14 protein-coding genes are annotated in these 16,775 nt (G+C 70.2%); 11 read left to right on the top strand and 3 right to left on the bottom strand.

Annotated elements, in window-relative coordinates:
- Both ABD224_RS05740 and ABD224_RS05745 read left to right on the top strand, forming a co-directional pair.
- Positions 1 to 320, top strand: a 320-nt coding sequence (locus tag ABD224_RS05740; protein ID WP_344047475.1) for a helix-turn-helix domain-containing protein, incomplete at its 5' end; no start/stop codon positions are given.
- A 16-nt stretch (positions 321 to 336) separates the two neighbouring features.
- Positions 337 to 1,143 carry a phosphatase gene (locus ABD224_RS05745; protein WP_344047478.1) on the top strand — a complete coding sequence of 269 codons (807 nt, stop codon included), beginning with the start codon at positions 337 to 339 and terminating at the stop codon, positions 1,141 to 1,143.
- Positions 1,144 to 1,382: 239 nt separating this feature from the next.
- Here the strand turns inward: ABD224_RS05745 and ABD224_RS05750 are convergent, their stop codons facing one another.
- The 3 genes from ABD224_RS05750 to ABD224_RS05760 all read right to left on the bottom strand — a co-directional run bounded on the left by ABD224_RS05750 (position 1,383) and on the right by ABD224_RS05760 (position 4,523).
- Positions 1,383 to 2,273: an acyl-CoA thioesterase gene (locus ABD224_RS05750; RefSeq protein WP_344047480.1), complete on the bottom strand. Its 891-nt coding sequence runs from the start codon at positions 2,271 to 2,273 to the stop codon at positions 1,383 to 1,385.
- A gap of 7 nt (positions 2,274 to 2,280) precedes the next feature.
- Positions 2,281 to 3,438 carry an acyl-CoA dehydrogenase family protein gene (locus ABD224_RS05755; RefSeq protein WP_344047482.1) on the bottom strand — a complete coding sequence of 386 codons (1,158 nt, stop codon included), beginning with the start codon at positions 3,436 to 3,438 and terminating at the stop codon, positions 2,281 to 2,283.
- A gap of 455 nt (positions 3,439 to 3,893) precedes the next feature.
- Positions 3,894 to 4,523: an SACE_7040 family transcriptional regulator gene (locus tag ABD224_RS05760; protein WP_344047484.1), complete on the bottom strand. Its 630-nt coding sequence runs from the start codon at positions 4,521 to 4,523 to the stop codon at positions 3,894 to 3,896.
- An 83-nt stretch (positions 4,524 to 4,606) separates the two neighbouring features.
- Between ABD224_RS05760 and ABD224_RS05765 the strand changes: the two genes are divergently transcribed.
- The 9 genes from ABD224_RS05765 (at position 4,607) to ABD224_RS05805 (ending at position 16,679) form a co-directional block, all read left to right on the top strand.
- On the top strand, positions 4,607 to 6,223 hold the full coding sequence (locus ABD224_RS05765; RefSeq protein ID WP_344047486.1) for a carboxyl transferase domain-containing protein: 1,617 nt from the start codon (positions 4,607 to 4,609) through the stop codon (positions 6,221 to 6,223).
- Between the two features lie 16 nt (positions 6,224 to 6,239).
- A complete protein-coding gene (locus ABD224_RS05770; RefSeq protein ID WP_344047488.1) occupies positions 6,240 to 8,198 on the top strand; it encodes an acetyl-CoA carboxylase biotin carboxylase subunit in 1,959 nt (652 codons plus the stop codon).
- Entirely contained in the window at positions 8,195 to 9,145 is a 951-nt protein-coding gene (locus ABD224_RS05775; RefSeq protein ID WP_344047490.1) for a hydroxymethylglutaryl-CoA lyase, read from the top strand. Before ABD224_RS05770 ends, ABD224_RS05775 begins: the two co-directional genes overlap by 4 nt.
- A 6-nt stretch (positions 9,146 to 9,151) precedes the next feature.
- A complete protein-coding gene (locus ABD224_RS05780) occupies positions 9,152 to 10,312 on the top strand; it encodes an acyl-CoA dehydrogenase family protein (RefSeq protein WP_344047492.1) in 1,161 nt (386 codons plus the stop codon).
- A 151-nt stretch (positions 10,313 to 10,463) separates the two neighbouring features.
- Positions 10,464 to 11,513, top strand: a complete 1,050-nt coding sequence (locus tag ABD224_RS05785; protein ID WP_344047494.1) for an ABC transporter substrate-binding protein — start codon at positions 10,464 to 10,466, stop codon at positions 11,511 to 11,513.
- Between the two features lie 166 nt (positions 11,514 to 11,679).
- The gene (locus ABD224_RS05790; protein ID WP_344047496.1) at positions 11,680 to 13,122 is read left to right on the top strand and encodes a pyridoxal phosphate-dependent decarboxylase family protein; all 1,443 of its coding nucleotides are present in this window, start codon (positions 11,680 to 11,682) and stop codon (positions 13,120 to 13,122) included.
- Positions 13,106 to 14,389, top strand: coding sequence for a lysine N(6)-hydroxylase/L-ornithine N(5)-oxygenase family protein (locus ABD224_RS05795; RefSeq protein ID WP_344047498.1), 1,284 nt, complete (start codon positions 13,106 to 13,108; stop codon positions 14,387 to 14,389). Before ABD224_RS05790 ends, ABD224_RS05795 begins: the two co-directional genes overlap by 17 nt.
- Positions 14,386 to 14,913, top strand: a complete 528-nt coding sequence (locus ABD224_RS05800) for a GNAT family N-acetyltransferase (protein WP_344047500.1) — start codon at positions 14,386 to 14,388, stop codon at positions 14,911 to 14,913. The genes ABD224_RS05795 and ABD224_RS05800 overlap by 4 nt, the downstream gene beginning before the upstream one ends.
- The gene (locus ABD224_RS05805) at positions 14,910 to 16,679 is read left to right on the top strand and encodes an IucA/IucC family protein (RefSeq protein ID WP_344047502.1); all 1,770 of its coding nucleotides are present in this window, start codon (positions 14,910 to 14,912) and stop codon (positions 16,677 to 16,679) included. The genes ABD224_RS05800 and ABD224_RS05805 overlap by 4 nt, the downstream gene beginning before the upstream one ends.
- Positions 16,680 to 16,775 lie beyond the last annotated feature (96 nt).

Consider the following 16,775-nt stretch of genomic DNA (forward strand, 5'->3'; position numbering starts at 1 on the left):
GTCTGGCCCGCGCCCGCGCCGCCCGCACCGCCCTGGTCCGCCACGGCGACCGCCCCGGCCTCGCCGACCTGGTCCCCGCCGACGAGGCCGACGCGCACGCCCGCGCGCTGCTCGCCCCGATCAGCGCGACGCCGGCGCTCATCGAGACACTGCGCACCTGGCTTTCCCTGCACGGCAGTTGGGACCGCACCGCGGTCGCCCTGTCCGTGCACCGCAACACCGTCCGCCAGCGCATCGCCCGCTGCGCCGCCCTGCTCGACGCCGACCTGGACGACCCGGACGTCCGCATGGAACTGTGGTTCGCCCTGCGACGGGCATGACACCACAATGGAAGCCATGTCGATATCCGGGACACCCAGCCGCGCCGAACTCGTCGACCACCTCGTGAGGACCCGTATCGCCGGGAACGTCGCCACCCCTCGTGAGAACAACCTCTCCCACTACCGCAAACTCGCCAACGGCGACCGTCACTTCTGGTTCGGGCTGGAGTTCGGCGACCGCTGGAGCGACGAGCAGGACGTGCTCGCGGTGATGGCCGAGCGCGTCGGCGTCAGCGACGACCCGGAGCATCGCTACGGCCAGGACACCATCGACCCCGAGCTGACCGTCGACGCCCTGGAGCGGATGGCCGGCCGGCTGCGCAAGGCGGCCGACGGACAGCAGCGGGTGCTGCTCGCCACCGGGCACCCCGGCGGTCTGCTCGACGTGCACCGCGCCACGGCCGCCGCCCTGCGCGCCGCCGGCTGCGAGATCGTCGTCATCCCGGACGGGCTGCAGACGGACGAGGGGTATGTCATGCAGTTCGCGGACGTGGCCGTCCTGGAGCACGGCGCCACACTGTGGCACACCCACTCCGGCGAGCCGATGCGCGCCATCCTCACCGCTCTGGAGCGCGAGGGCCGCCCGCTGCCGGACCTGGTCGTCGCCGACCACGGCTGGGCGGGCTACGCCGGTCAGCACGGCGTGGACGCCGTCGGCTACGCCGACTGCAACGACCCGGCGCTCTTCCTCGCCGAGGCCGAGGGGACGCTCCAGGTGGCGGTGCCGCTCGACGACCACGTGGCCAGCCCCCGGTACTACGACCCCATGACGGCGTATCTGCTGGACCGGGCGGGCCTGACGGCACAGGACCGGCGGGCCTGACGGCACGGGACCGGGCGGACCTGACGGCCTGCTGAAGATCCCGGCCTTCCGCGGCCGGGTGCCCGGCGGGCACCAAGAACACCAGGAACGCCAAGAGCACAGAGGCAAGAACACAAAGAACGCGGAGAAGACGGCACGCGGGCGGCGGCGGTCACCGTGAGGGTGCTCCCGCCGCCGCCCGCGTTCTCCGGACGGTTTCCCGCAGTGTCCGCCGGGCTTCTCGGCGCTCCCGGGACTTCTCAGCGTTCCCGGGACTTCCCGGCGTCCCAGGGAACGCGGACCACGCCCTCCTGGATCACCGAGATGGCCAGCCGGCCGTCCTGCGTGTAGATACGGGCCTGTCCAAGGCCCCGCCCGCCGTACGCGGAGGGCGACTCCTGGTCGTACAGCAGCCACTCGTCGGCCCGGAACGGCCGGTGGAACCACATCGCGTGGTCCAGTGAGGCCCCGACGACGTCCCCGACCGCCCAGCCGCCGCGCCCGTGGGCGAGCAGCACCGAGTCGAGCAGGGTCATGTCGGACACATAGGTGGCGAGGACGACATGCAGCAACGGGTCGTCGTCGAGCTTGCCGTTGGTGCGGAACCACACCTGGGAGTGCGGCTCGCGCGGCTCGCCGAACCTGCCGAACGGCGGATCGTCCACATAGCGCAGGTCGACCGCCTCACGGGCCTCCAGCAGACGCTCCACGACCTCGGCCGGAAGGTGCTTGTAGCTCCGCAGCCGCTCCTCGGAGGGAGGCAGGAGCGCCGGGTCGGTGGTGGGCGGCATGGGAGCCTGGTGGTCGAGTCCGTCCTCCGGCACCTGGAAGGACGCCGAGAGATGGAAGATCGGCTGCCCGTGCTGGACGGCGACCACCCGGCGGGTGGTGAAGGAACGGCCGTCGCGGATGCGGTCCACCGAGTAGACGATGGGCGCACCCGGGTCGCCGGGACGCAGGAAGTACGCGTGCAGCGAGTGGGCGTGCCGGTCCTCGGGGACCGTGCGCCCGGCGGCGACCAGCGCCTGTGCCGCGACCTGTCCGCCGAAGACCCGCGGGACGACCACGAAGCGCGACTGGCCGCGGAAGATGTTCTCCTCGATCTGCTCGAGGTCGAGGAGATCGAGGAGAGACTGAAGTGCCTGACTCATGCTTGTCTCAGAGACCCATGTCCTTTGCGATGATCGTCTTCATGATCTCGCTGGTACCGCCGTAGATGCGGTTGACACGGTTGTCCGCGTACAGGCGGGCGATCGGGTACTCGTTCATGTACCCGTAGCCGCCGTGCAGTTGCAGACAGCGGTCGATGACGCGGTGGGCGACCTCGGTGCAGAACAGCTTCGCGGAAGCTGCCTCGGCGGGAGTCAGCTCGCCGGCGTCGAGCGCCTCGAGCGCCCGGTCGGCGACGGCCTCCGCCGCGTCCACCTCGGCCTGACAGGCGGCCAGCTCGAACTTGGTGTTCTGGAAGTGGGCGACCGGCTTGCCGAAGACGGTGCGCTCCTTCACGTACTGCTTGGTGAACCGGACGGCGGCCTTGGCCTGCGCATAGGCGCCGAAGGCGATGCCCCAGCGCTCGGAGGGCAGGTTGGCGCCGAGGTAGGAGAAGCCCTTGTTCTCCTCGCCGAGCAGGTCCTCGACGGGCACCTTGACGTCGACGAAGGCGAGTTCGGCGGTGTCGGAGGTCCTGAGCCCCAGCTTGTCGAGCTTGCGGCCCACCGAGTAGCCCTCGGACTTGGTGTCCACGGCGAACAGGGAGATGCCGTGGCGGCGGTCCTCGGCCGAGGGCGGGGCGGTACGGGCGCAGACGATGACCCGGTCGGCGTGCACACCACCGGTGATGAAGGTCTTGGCGCCGTTGAGGACGTAGTGCGTCCCGTCCTCGCTCAGCTTGGCGGTGGTCTTCATGCCCGCGAGGTCGGAGCCGGTGCCGGGCTCGGTCATCGCGATGGCCCACATCTCCTCGCCGGAGACGAACTTGGGCAGGTACCGCTTCTTCTGCTCCTCGGTGGCGAGCATCTTGATGTAGGGCAGCGCGAGCAGGACGTGCACGTTGGAGCCGCCGAAGGTCACACCCGCGCGGGCGGTCTCCTCGTACTGGACGGCCTCGAACTTGTGCGTCTCGAGGCCCGCCCCGCCGTACTCCTCGGGCACGTTGATGCCGAAGAGACCCAGCTCGGCGAGCTTGTAGTAGAACTCACGGGGCACGATGCCCTGCTGAAACCATTCGTCGTACACCGGTACGACCTCGGCCTCGATGAAGGCACGAAGGGTTTGCCGGAACGCCTCGTGATCCTCGTTGAACACCGTACGACGCACGCTGCCACCGCCCTTTCATGCGCCTGAACCGGCGCCGCTCTCGCGTACCTGGCTGCCCGCCATCGGGGGTCGTCAGGGTCCTCGGCCGGCGGCCGCACCCCGATGGCTAAGCGCTTGCTCACATAAACGTACCGGTGGGTAGCCGCCCACGCAAAGACCGCCGGCAGTAACGCTGGTCACGCGCCGAGCGGAGCGGAGGAGCGAAGGGGGAGAGCAAGGGGAGAGGAAGGGGAGAGGAAGGTGAGAAAAGGCAAGAAGGGGAGGGACGAAAAGAAGAAAAGGGAAGGGAGGGGCAAGGAAGGCCGGGAGGACGGCGCACGAGTGCTCCGCCCTGATCTGCGGCGAACCGCGCCACCGGCCCCTCACGCGCCCACGGACCGAAACCGGACAGCAGGGCCCGGGACGGAGTGACCGCTCCTCCAGGGGCGCAGACCCAGGTCCGCACCCGCTTCCGCTCAGCCCGCCGCGAGATCCGCGGCGGAGTCCGCCGCCGCCGCGAAGGCCCCCCGGGCCATCCGGTGCAGCAGCTGCGCCGTGTCCCCCCGCCCCGGCAGCGTGCCGGCCCGTCCCAGGTGGGGTGTCGAGTTCAGCAAGCCGAACACCGAGTGCACGGCCGACCGCGCGGCCGGCTCCGAGAGCTCCGGGTGCACCTTCCGCACCACCTCCACCCACAGCTCCACGTACTGCCGCTGAAGCTGCCGCACCAGCTTGCGGTCGCTCTCCCGCAGCCGGTCCAGCTCCCGGTCGTGCAGGGTGATGAGGGGACGGTCGTCGAGCGCGAAGTCGATGTGCCCCTCGATCAGCGAGTCGAGCACCGCCTCCGCACCGGCCCGGCCGGCCTGTCCGTCCGCCTCCGCCAGCCGCCGCTTCGCCCCCGTCAGCAGCCGTCCGCTGATGCCGACCAGCAGCTCCGCGAGCATCGCGTCCTTGCCCGGGAAGTGCCGGTAGAGCCCCGGTCCGCTGATGCCCACCGCGGCGCCTATCTCGTCGACACCGACGCCGTGGAAACCGCGTTCGGCGAAGAGCCGCGCCGCCTCCTTCAGGATCTGCTCGCGGCGGGTGGGGGCGTCGGTTCGCATGGTCATGGGAACAATTCTAGACAGCGAGGTTAGCGGTCGTTAACCTGAAGGGAGCGTTAACGCTCATTAACACGTGAGGGGACCGCAGGATGCATCAGGCACCGGAGCTGACGAGCGCGGCCGACCCCGCGTCGGAGGCCTGGCGGGCCAACGAGGAGGCTCACCGCGCACTCGTCGAGGAGCTGCGCGGCAAGCTCGCCGCAGCCCGGCTCGGCGGCGGTGAGAAGGCACGCGCGCGGCACACCGCGCGCGGGAAACTGCTGCCGCGCGATCGTGTGGACACGCTGCTCGACCCCGGCTCGCCCTTCCTGGAGCTGGCCCCGCTGGCCGCCGACGGGATGTACGACGGACAGGCCCCGGCCGCCGGGATCATCGCCGGGATCGGCAGGGTCAGCGGACGCGAGTGCGTGATCGTCGCCAACGACGCCACCGTCAAGGGCGGCACGTACTACCCGATGACGGTGAAGAAGCATCTGCGCGCGCAGGAGGTGGCCCTGGAGAACCGCCTGCCGTGCCTCTACCTGGTCGACTCCGGCGGCGCCTTCCTGCCCCTGCAGGACGAGGTCTTCCCCGACCGCGAGCACTTCGGCCGGATCTTCTACAACCAGGCCCGTATGTCGGCCGCCGGGATTCCGCAGATCGCGGCCGTCCTCGGCTCCTGCACGGCCGGCGGGGCGTACGTCCCGGCGATGAGCGACGAGGCCGTGATCGTCCGCAACCAGGGCACGATCTTCCTGGGCGGCCCCCCGCTGGTGAAGGCGGCCACCGGCGAGGTCGTCACCGCCGAGGAGCTGGGCGGCGGCGAGGTGCACGCGCGCGTCTCCGGCGTCACCGACCACCTCGCGGAGGACGACGCCCACGCCCTGCGGATCGTCCGCACGATCGTCTCCACCCTCCCCGCGCGCGGCCCCCTTCCCTGGGAGGTCACCGAGTCGGTCGAGCCGAAGGTCGACCCCCACGGGCTCTACGGCGCCGTCCCGGTCGATCCCCGCATCCCCTACGACGTCCGCGAGATCATCGCGCGCGTGGTGGACGGCTCCCGCTTCGCCGAGTTCAAGGCCGAGTTCGGGCAGACCCTGGTCACCGGCTTCGCCCGGATCCACGGCCACCCGGTCGGGATCGTCGCCAACAACGGCATCCTGTTCTCCGAGTCCGCCCAGAAGGGCGCCCACTTCATCGAGCTGTGCGACCAGCGGGGCATCCCGCTGGTGTTCCTGCAGAACATCTCCGGCTTCATGGTGGGCAAGGCCTATGAGGCGGGCGGCATCGCCAAGCACGGCGCCAAGATGGTCACGGCCGTCGCCTGCACCCGCGTGCCCAAGCTGACGGTGGTCGTCGGCGGGTCCTACGGCGCGGGGAACTACTCCATGTGCGGCAGGGCGTACTCCCCGCGCTTTCTGTGGATGTGGCCGAACGCCAAGATCTCGGTCATGGGCGGCGAGCAGGCCGCCTCCGTCCTCGCCACCGTCAAGCGCGACCAGCTCGAGGCCCGCGGGGAGGAGTGGCCGCCGGAGGAGGAAGAGGCCTTCAAGGCCCCCATCCGCGCCCAGTACGAGCGCCAGGGCAACGCCTACTACGCCACCGCCCGCCTCTGGGACGACGGCGTGATCGATCCGCTGGAGACCCGTCAGGTGCTGGGCCTGGCCCTGACCGCATGCGCCAACGCCCCGCTGGGCGACCCCCAGTTCGGCGTCTTCCGGATGTGAGGGGGAGATCACAGAGATGTTCGAAACAGTTCTGGTGGCCAACCGCGGCGAGATCGCCGTCCGTGTCATCCGCACCCTGCGCGCCCTCGGGGTGCGCTCGGTGGCCGTCTTCTCCGACGCCGATGCCGACGCCCGGCACGTCCGGGAGGCCGACACGGCGGTGCGGATCGGGCCGGCGCCCGCGGCCGAGAGCTATCTGTGCGCCGACCGGCTGCTGGAGGCCGCCGCCCGCACCGGCGCCCAGGCCGTCCACCCCGGGTACGGCTTCCTCGCGGAGAACGCCGGCTTCGCGCGTGCGTGCGAGGAGGCCGGGCTGGTCTTCATCGGCCCTCCCGCGGAGGCGATCTCCCTGATGGGCGACAAGATCCGCGCCAAGGAGACGGTCGCGGCGGCCGGGGTTCCGGTGGTTCCCGGCTCCAGCGGCGTTGGGCTCACCGACGACCGGCTCGCCGAGGCCGCCCGCCGCATCGGCCTGCCGGTGCTGCTCAAGCCCTCCGCCGGGGGCGGCGGCAAGGGCATGCGGCTGGTGCGGGAGGCGGACCGGCTCGCCGAGGAGATCGCCGCCGCCCGCCGCGAGGCCCGCGCCTCCTTCGGTGACGACACCCTCCTCGTCGAGCGCTGGATCGACCGGCCCCGGCACATCGAGATCCAGGTCCTGGCCGACGGCCACGGCAACGTCGTGCACCTCGGCGAGCGCGAGTGCTCCCTCCAGCGCCGCCACCAGAAGATCGTCGAGGAGGCGCCGAGCGTGCTCCTCGACGAGGAGATCCGGGCCGCGATGGGCGAGGCCGCGGTGCGGGCCGCCCGCTCCTGCGGCTACCGGGGCGCGGGCACGGTGGAGTTCATCGTGCCCGGCGGGGACCCGACGGCGTACTGCTTCATGGAGATGAACACCCGTCTCCAGGTGGAGCACCCGGTCACCGAGATGGTCACGGGGATCGACCTGGTGGAGTGGCAACTGCGGGTGGCGGCGGGCGAACCGCTGCCGTTCACGCAGAAGGACATCCGGCTGACCGGCCATGCGATCGAGGCCCGTCTGTGCGCGGAGGACCCGGCACGCGGGTTCCTGCCCTCGGGCGGCACGGTGCTCAGACTGCGCGAGCCGCGGGGCGAGGGGGTGCGCACCGACTCCGGGCTGAGCGAGGGCACCGAGGTCGGCAGCCTGTACGACCCGATGCTGTCCAAGGTGATCGCCCACGGCCCGGACCGGGCGACCGCGCTGCGCAGACTCCAAGCGGCCCTGGCCCGCACGGTGATCCTGGGCGTGCAGACCAACACCGGGTTCCTGCGCCGGCTGCTGGCCCACCCGGCCGTCGTGGCGGGCGAGCTGGACACCGGGCTGGTGGAGCGGGTGGCCGACGAGCTGACCGTCACCGAGGTGCCGGAGGAGGTCTACGAGGCCGCCGCGGCCGTACGGCTCGAGGCGCTGCGCCCCAAGGGCGGGGGCTGGACCGACCCGTTCTCGGTGCCGAACGGCTGGCGGCTGGGCGGGGAGCCGAAGCCGGTGGCGTTCCCGCTGCGTGTGCCGGGACACGACCCCGTCACCCACCCGGTGCGCGGCACCCACACCGTCACCGACGACACGGTCGCGGTCACCCTGGACGGCGTCCGTCACACCTTCCACCGCGCCGCCGACTGGCTGGGCCGCGACGGCGACGTCTGGCACGTGCGCGACCACGACCCGGTGGCCGCGTCCCTCACCCGTGCGGCCCACTGTGGCGCCGACTCCCTCACGGCGCCCATGCCGGGGACGGTCACGGTGGTGAAGGTCGCCGTCGGCGACAAGGTGACCGCGGGTCAGAGCCTGCTGGTGGTCGAGGCGATGAAGATGGAGCACGTCATCTCCGCCCCGCACGCCGGCACCGTCACCGAATTGGACGTCACGCCGGGCACGACGGTCGCCATGGACCAGGTGCTGGCCGTGATCGCCCCTGACGACGAGGACGGCGCGCACGCGAAGGAGGAGACGGCATGAGCGTTCCCGGATCCGGTCTGCCCATGGTCGTCCCGGCCCCCGGCCTGCCCGCCCGGGTCAGGATCCATGAGGTCGGCCCCCGCGACGGGCTGCAGAACGAGAAGACGACCGTGCCGACCGAGGTCAAGGCGGAGTTCATCCGCCGCCTCGCCGGCGCGGGCCTGACGACCGTCGAGGCCACCAGCTTCGTCCACCCGAAGTGGGTGCCCCAACTGGCCGACGCGGAGGCGCTGTTCCCCCAGGTCAGGGATCTGCAGGGAGTGCACCTGCCGGTCCTGGTGCCCAATGCGCGCGGTCTGGAGCGCGCGCTCGCCCTCGGGGCGGACCGCATCGCCGTGTTCGCCAGCGCCACCGAGTCCTTCGCCAAGGCCAACCTCAACCGCACGGTGGAGGAGTCCCTCGCGATCTTCGAACCGGTCGTGGCCCGCGCCAAGGACGAGGGCCTCCATGTCCGCGGCTATGTCTCCATGTGCTTCGGCGACCCCTGGGAGGGACCGGTCCCCGTCCAGCAGGTCGTCGGGGTCTGCCGGGCCCTGCTGGACATGGGCTGCGACGAGCTGAGCCTCGGGGACACGATCGGGGTGGCGACCCCCGGTCATGTACGGGAGCTGCTGGCCGCCCTCACCGAGCGGCAGGTGCCGGTCTCCGCGCTCGGTGTGCACTTCCACGACACCTACGGCCAGGCCCTCGCCAACACCCTGGCCGCGCTCCAGTACGGCGTCACCACCGTCGACGCCTCCGCGGGCGGCCTCGGCGGCTGCCCGTACGCCAAGTCCGCCACCGGCAATCTCGCCACCGAGGACCTGGTGTGGATGCTGCACGGCCTCGGCATCGACACCGGAGTCGACCTCGGCCGCCTCGTCGCCACGAGCGAGTGGATGGCCGACCGGCTGGGCCGCCCCAGCCCTTCCCGCACCCTCCGCGCCCTCTCCCACAAGGAGCAGTGATCGACGATGAACCACCGTCTGACCCCCGAGCTGGAGGAACTCCGCCGCACCGTCGAGGAGTTCGCGCACGACGTCGTGGCCCCCAAGATCGGTGACTTCTACGAGCGGCACGAGTTCCCGTACGAGATCGTGCGGGAGATGGGCCGTATGGGCCTGTTCGGGCTGCCGTTCCCGGAGGAGTACGGCGGCATGGGCGGCGACTACCTGGCCCTCGGCGTCGCGCTGGAGGAGCTGGCCCGGGTGGACTCCTCGGTCGCCATCACCCTGGAGGCCGGTGTGTCGCTCGGCGCCATGCCGCTGTACCGGTTCGGCACCGAGGAGCAGAAGCGGCAGTGGCTGCCTAAGCTGTGCTCGGGCGAGATGCTGGGCGCCTTCGGCCTGACCGAACCGGACGGCGGCTCGGACGCGGGGGCGACCCGGACGACGGCCCGTCTGGACCCGGAGACCGACGAGTGGGTGATCAACGGCACCAAGTGCTTCATCACCAACTCGGGCACGGACATCACGGGCCTGGTGACGGTGACGGCGGTCACCGGCCACCGGCCCGACGGCCGTCCGCTGATCTCCGCGATCATCGTCCCCTCCGGCACCCCCGGCTTCACGGTGGCGCCTCCCTACTCGAAGGTCGGCTGGAACGCCTCGGACACCCGTGAGCTGTCCTTCAGTGACGTGCGGGTGCCGAAGGCGAACCTCCTGGGCGAGGAGGGCCGCGGCTACGCGCAGTTCCTGCAGATCCTCGACGAGGGCCGGGTCGCCATCGCGGCTCTGGCGACGGGGCTCGCCCAGGGCTGTGTGGACGAGTCGGTGAAGTACGCCAAGGAGCGTCACGCCTTCGGCAGGCCGATCGCCGCCAACCAGGCCATCCAGTTCAAGATCGCCGACATGGAGACGAGGGCCCACACGGCCCGTCTCGCCTGGCGTGACGCGGCGTACCGGCTGGTCGCCGGCGAGCCCTTCAAGAAGGAGGCGGCCCTGGCCAAGCTCCACTCCTCCACGGTCGCCGTCGACAACGCCCGCGACGCCACCCAGATCCACGGCGGCTACGGCTTCATGAACGAGTACCCGGTCGCCCGTATGTGGCGCGACTCCAAGATCCTGGAGATCGGCGAGGGCACGAGCGAGGTGCAGCGGATGCTGATCGCGAGGGAGCTGGGTCTGACGAGCTGACATCCCACCGCCCGCCGGCGCCCACCGGGCACGGGCCGCCGGCGGGCACGGGTACGGCAACCCCGCCCTCTGGACATCAAATGAGGTTAGGCTAACCTACCTCCGGAATTGTCCGGCGGGCGCTCGCCCCCGTTCGAAAGCAGTCACACCCATGCCCAACGCCCGTGCCACCTCTCTCTCCCGCCGCGGCATCCTCGCCGCGGGCGGCGCCCTCGGCCTTGGTGCCGTGCTCGCAGCCTGCGGCAGCGACGACAAGAAAAGCGGTGGGTCGGGCAGCGACACGGCTGCCGCCACATCCGGCCCCTGGTCCTTCAAGGACGACCGGGGAGAGACCGTCAAGGCCGACAAGACCCCGTCGAACATCGTGGCCTTCGTCGGTGTGGCCGCCGCGCTGCACGACTACGGCATCCAGGTCAAGGGCGTCTTCGGCCCGACGAAGACCAAGGACGGCAAGGCCGATGTGCAGGCCGGCGACATGGACGTCGACAAGGTGACGATCCTCGGCAACGAGTGGGGCCAGTTCAACATCGAGAAGTACGCCTCCCTCGCCCCCGACCTCCTGGTCTCCACCATGTTCGACGACGCGGGCACCCTCTGGTACGTCCCGGAGGAGTCGAAGAAGAAGATCCTCGCCGTCGGCGCCCCCACCGTCGGCATCTCCGTCTACGACCGGCAGATGCCCAAGTCGCTGGAGAGCATGCTCGCGTTCGCCGAGTCCCTCGGCGCGGACGTCACCGCCGACAAGGTCAAGCAGGCGAAGAAGCGCTTCGAGGACGCGGCCGCCCGGCTGCGCGCCGCCGCCAAGGCCAAGCCGGACATCAAGGTCATGGCGGGGTCGGCCAGCCAGGACCTGTTCTACGTCTCCGGCACCAACCTCTCGATCGACCTGGAGTACTTCAAGGCCCTCGGCGTGAACTTCGTCGAGCCCCCGGAGAGCGCCAAGAAGCAGGGCGGCGGCTGGTTCGAGTCGCTGAGCTGGGAGAACGTCGACAAGTACCCGGCGGACATCATCATGATGGACAACCGCACCTCGGCCATCCAGCCCGCCGACATCACCGAGGCGACCTGGAAGAAGCTCCCCGCCGTCAAGGCCGGCCAGGTCATCCCGCGCACCGCCGAGCCGATCCTGTCCTACGACAAGTGCGCCCCGCTCCTGGAGGACCTGGCGAAGGCCATCGAGACGGCCAAGAAGGTCAGCTGAGCCTTGGAAAGGACACCCGAAGCAGCGTGATGGAGTGACACCGGTCAGGGGAGGGGCGGCGTTTCGCCGAAACAAAACTCAGGTTAGGCTAACCTAAGTTTCTGTCGCGCGACTCCGCCCCTCAGCGCGTCCCCGCGGACGTACCCATCTACCGGAGGACCCCCACATGCGCTCACACCTGCTCAATGACCTCACCGCGGAGCACTACTGCCGCTCCGTGAAAGAAGGAGTGGAGCGGGTGGCCGCCAGGATCGCCGCCGCCGACCGGCCCTTCACCGGGATCACGGTCGACGAGCTCGCCCCCCGGATCGACCGGATCGACCTCGACCGGCCGCTCGGCGACACCACGGCGGCTCTCGACGAGCTGGAGGAGGTCTATCTGCGGGACGCGGTCTACTTCCACCACCCCCGCTACATCGCCCATCTCAACTGCCCGGTCGTCATCCCCGCGGTGCTCGGCGAGGCCGTCCTGTCCGCCGTCAACTCCTCCCTGGACACCTGGGACCAGTCGGTGGGCGGCACCCTGATCGAGCGCAGACTCATCGACTGGACGACCGCCCGGATCGGCCTCGGCCCGGCCGCCGACGGCGTGTTCACCTCCGGCGGCACCCAGTCCAACCTCCAGGCGCTGCTGCTCGCCCGTGAGGAGGCCAAGACGGACGACCTCGCACGGCTGCGGATCCTCACCTCCGAGGTCAGCCACTTCAGTGTGCGGAAGTCGGCCACACTGCTGGGCCTGGGCCCGGACGCGGTGATCTCCGTGCCCGCCGACCCCGGCAAACGGATGCGGACGGTCTGTCTCGCCCACGAGCTGGAGCGCTGCCGGCGCGACGGCCTGGTCCCCATGGCCGTGGTCGCCACCGCCGGCACCACCGACTTCGGCTCCATCGACCCGCTGCCCGAGATCGCCGAGCTGTGCGCGCAGCACGGCGCCTGGCTGCACGTCGACGCGGCCTACGGCTGCGGTCTGCTGGTCTCCCCCACCCGCCGTCATCTGCTCGCCGGCATCGAGCACGCCGACTCGGTCACCGTCGACTACCACAAGTCCTTCTTCCAGCCGGTGAGCTCGTCCGCCGTACTGGTCCGGGACGCCTCCACCCTGCGCCATGTCACCTACCACGCGGACTATCTCAATCCGCGCCGCGCGGTCCTCGAGCGCATCCCCAACCAGGTCGACAAGTCCCTCCAGACCACCCGCCGTTTCGACGCCCTCAAGCTGTGGATGACGCTGCGCGTGATGGGCGCCGACGGCATCGGCCGGCTCTTCGACGAGGTGTGCGACCTGGCGGCCGAGGGCTTCCGGATGCTCGCCGCAGACCCGCGCTTCGAGGTCGTCGTCGAGCCCGCCCTGTCCACCCTGGTCTTCCGCTGCGTCCCGGCCGCCGTCACCGACCCGGCCGAGATCGACCGCGCCAACCTCCACGCCCGCAAGGCCCTGTTCGCCTCCGGCGACGCCGTGATCGCCGGCACCAAGGTCGCCGGCCGCCACTACCTGAAGTTCACCCTGCTCAACCCCGAAACCACACCGGACGACCTCGCCGCCGTCCTCGATCTGATCGCCGACCACGTCGAGCAGTACCTGGGAGAGTCCCTTGACCGCGCGTCCTGAAGCCCCCGCCGCTCCCTACGACTTCGTGGGGATCGGGCTCGGCCCCTTCAACCTCGGCCTCGCCTGCCTCACCGAGCCGATCGCCGAGCTGAACGGTGTCTTCCTGGAGTCCAAGCCCGACTTCGACTGGCACTCGGGGATGTTCCTCGACGGCGCCCATCTGCAGACCCCGTTCATGTCGGACCTGGTGACCCTGGCCGACCCGACGTCCCCGTACTCCTTCCTCAACTACCTGAAGGAGAAGGGCCGTCTGTACTCGTTCTACATCCGGGAGAACTTCTTCCCCCTCCGGGTCGAGTACAACGACTACTGCCGCTGGGCGGCGGCCCGGCTGAACAGCATCCGCTTCAGCACGACGGTCACCGAGGTGACGTACGAGGACGAGGACGGCCTCTACGTCGTCCGCACCGACACCGGGGAAACGTTCCGCGCCCGCCACCTCGTCCTCGGCACCGGCACCTCGCCGCACATCCCGGACGCCTGCCGCGACCTGGACGGCGACTTCATCCACACCGCCGACTACATGGGGCACAAGGAACGGCTCCAGCGCAAGAAGTCGATCACCCTGGTCGGCAGCGGCCAGTCCGCCGCCGAGATCTACTACGACCTGCTCGGCGAGATCGACGTCCACGGCTACCAGCTGAACTGGGTCACACGCTCCCCGCGCTTCTTCCCGCTGGAGTACACCAAGCTCACCCTGGAGATGACCTCTCCGGAGTACGTCGACTACTACCACGCGCTGCCGGAGGCGACCCGCTACCGCCTCGCCGAGCAGCAGAAGGGCCTGTACAAGGGCATCAACGGGGACCTGATCAACGACATCTTCGACCTGCTCTACCAGAAGAAGCTCACCGGCCCGGCCCCCACCCGTCTGCTCACCAACTCCGCGCTCACCGCCGCCTCCCACGACCAGGGCACCTACACCCTCACCTTCCGCCAGGAGGAGCAGGGCAAGGACTTCGAGCTGCGCAGCGAGGGCCTGATCCTGGCGACCGGCTACCGGTACGCCGAACCGGAGTTCCTGCGGCCCGTCCACGACCGGCTGCGCCGTGACTCCCACGGCAACTTCGACATCGGCCGCAACTACGCCATCGACATCACCGGCCGCGGTGTCTTCCTCCAGAACGCCGGCGTGCACGCCCACAGCGTCACCAGCCCCGACCTGGGCATGGGCCCGTACCGCAACAGCTGCATCATCCGGGAGATGCTCGGCGTCGAGTACTACCCGATCGAGAAGACGATCGCCTTCCAGGAGTTCGCCGCATGAACTTCACCTTCCGCCCGCTCGATCCGCTCAAGGACGCCGAGCTGCTGCACGGCTGGGTCACCCACCCCAAGGCCAGGTTCTGGATGATGCAGGACGCGAAGCCGGAGGACGTCGAGCGCACCTATATGGCGATCGCCGCCGACGAGCACCACCACGCGTTCCTCGGCCTGCACCACGGGGAGCCCGTCTTCCTGATGGAGCGGTACGACCCCGCCCACCGGGAGCTGGTCGGGCTGTACGAGCCCGAGCCCGGCGACGTCGGCATGCACTTCCTGGTCGCGCCCACCGACACCCCCGTGCACGGGTTCACCCGGGCCGTGATCACCGCCATCATGGCCCACCTCTTCGAGGACCCGGGGACGAACAGAGTGGTGGTCGAGCCCGATGTGCGCAACACCGCCGTGCACGCTCTGAACGAGGCCGTCGGTTTCGTTCCGGAGCGGGAGATCCAGAAGCCGGAGAAGAGGGCGCTGCTGAGCTTCTGCACCCGGGAGCAGTTCGAGAAGGCGGTGCGGCGCGCATGACTCTCGCCGGTGCCGTGGCCCACCTCTCCCCCGAGCACTGGGAGAGAGCCAACCGCCTTCTGATACGCAAGGCCCTCGCCGAGTTCGCCCATGAGCGGCTGATCGCCCCCGAGCAGGACGGCGACCACTACGTCGTCCGCAGCGACGACGGTCTGACCCGCTACCGCTTCACCGCCGTCCGCCGCGCCCTCGACCACTGGCAGGTGGACCCCGCGTCCCTGTCCCGCCACCGTGACGGCGCCGAACTCCCCCTCAACGCCCTGGACTTCTTCATCGAACTGAAGCAGTCCCTCGGGCTGAGCGACGAGATCCTGCCGGTCTACCTGGAGGAGATCTCCTCCACCCTGGCGAGCACCTGCTACAAGCTCACCAAGCCGCGGGTGACCTCCGCCGAGCTCGCGCGCCGCGGCTTCCAGGAGATCGAGACCGGCATGACCGAGGGCCACCCCTGCTTCGTGGCCAACAACGGCCGGCTCGGCTTCGGCATCCAGGAGTACCTCGCCTACGCCCCCGAGGCCGCGCGTCCCGTCCGGCTGGTGTGGCTGGCCGCGCACCGCTCACGGGCCGCGTTCTCGGCGGGCGCCGGCATCACGTACGAGGCGTTCATCCGGGAGGAGCTGGGCGAGGCCACCGTCGAGCGGTTCGGGAAGCAGCTGCGTGGGCAGGGCCTCGACCCCGCCGACTACCTTCTCGTCCCCGTCCATCCCTGGCAGTGGCGGAACAAGATCGCCGTCACCTTCGCCGCCGAGATCGCCCGCCGCCATCTGGTCCTCCTGGGCGAGAGCGAGGACGAGTACCTGGCCCAGCAGTCCATACGGACCTTCTTCAACACCTCCCGCCCTGAGAAGCACTACGTCAAGACCGCGCTCTCCGTCCTCAACATGGGCTTCATGCGGGGGCTGTCCGCCGCCTACATGGAGGCCACCCCGGCCATCAACGACTGGCTGGCACGGCTGATCGACAACGATCCGGTGCTGAAGTCGACGGGGCTGACGATCCTGCGCGAGCGGGCGGCGGTCGGCTACCGGCACCTGGAGTACGAGGCGGCCACGGACCGCTCCTCGCCGTACCGGAAGATGCTGGCCGCGCTCTGGCGGGAGAGCCCGGTGCCCTCGCTCCGCGAGGGCGAGTCCCTGGCGACCATGGCCTGCCTGCTCCATGCGGACCATGAGGGCGCGTCCTTCGCGGGCGCGCTGATCGAGCGCTCGGGGCTGACGCCCGTGCAGTGGCTGCGGCACTATCTGCGGGCCTACCTCACGCCTCTTCTGCACAGCTTCTACGCCTACGACCTGGCGTTCATGCCGCACGGGGAGAACGTGATCCTGGTCCTGGAGGACGGCGTGGTGCGGCGGGCGATCTTCAAGGACATCGCCGAGGAGATCGTGGTGATGGACCCGGACGCCGTCCTGCCGCCCGAGGTCCGGCGGATCCGGATGGAGGTCCCGGAGGACAAGAGGCTGCTGTCGGTCTTCACGGACGTCTTCGACTGCTTCTTCCGCTTCCTGGCCGCACAGCTCGCCACCGAGGGCGTCCTCGAGGAGGACGACTTCTGGCGGACGGTCGCCGAGACGGTCCGCGCGTACCAGGAGTCGGTGCCCGAACTCGCCGAGAAGTTCCGGCAGTACGACATGTTCGCCCCCGAGTTCGCGCTGAGCTGCCTCAACCGGCTCCAGCTGCGGAACAACCGGCAGATGGTGGACCTGACGGACCCGTCGGGCGCACTGCAGCTGGTCGGGACCCTGAAGAACCCCATCGCGGCGTTCTGACCCGGCCCGCCACGACAGCGGACGGGCGCCCCAAAGTACGGTCCTCCGGGGCGCCCGTCGGCGGTGTGCCGTGTCCGCCGTCTGCTGTCTGCCGTC

The organism is Streptomyces thermoalcalitolerans (assembly GCF_039525155.1).
Lineage (GTDB): Bacteria > Actinomycetota > Actinomycetes > Streptomycetales > Streptomycetaceae > Streptomyces > Streptomyces thermovulgaris.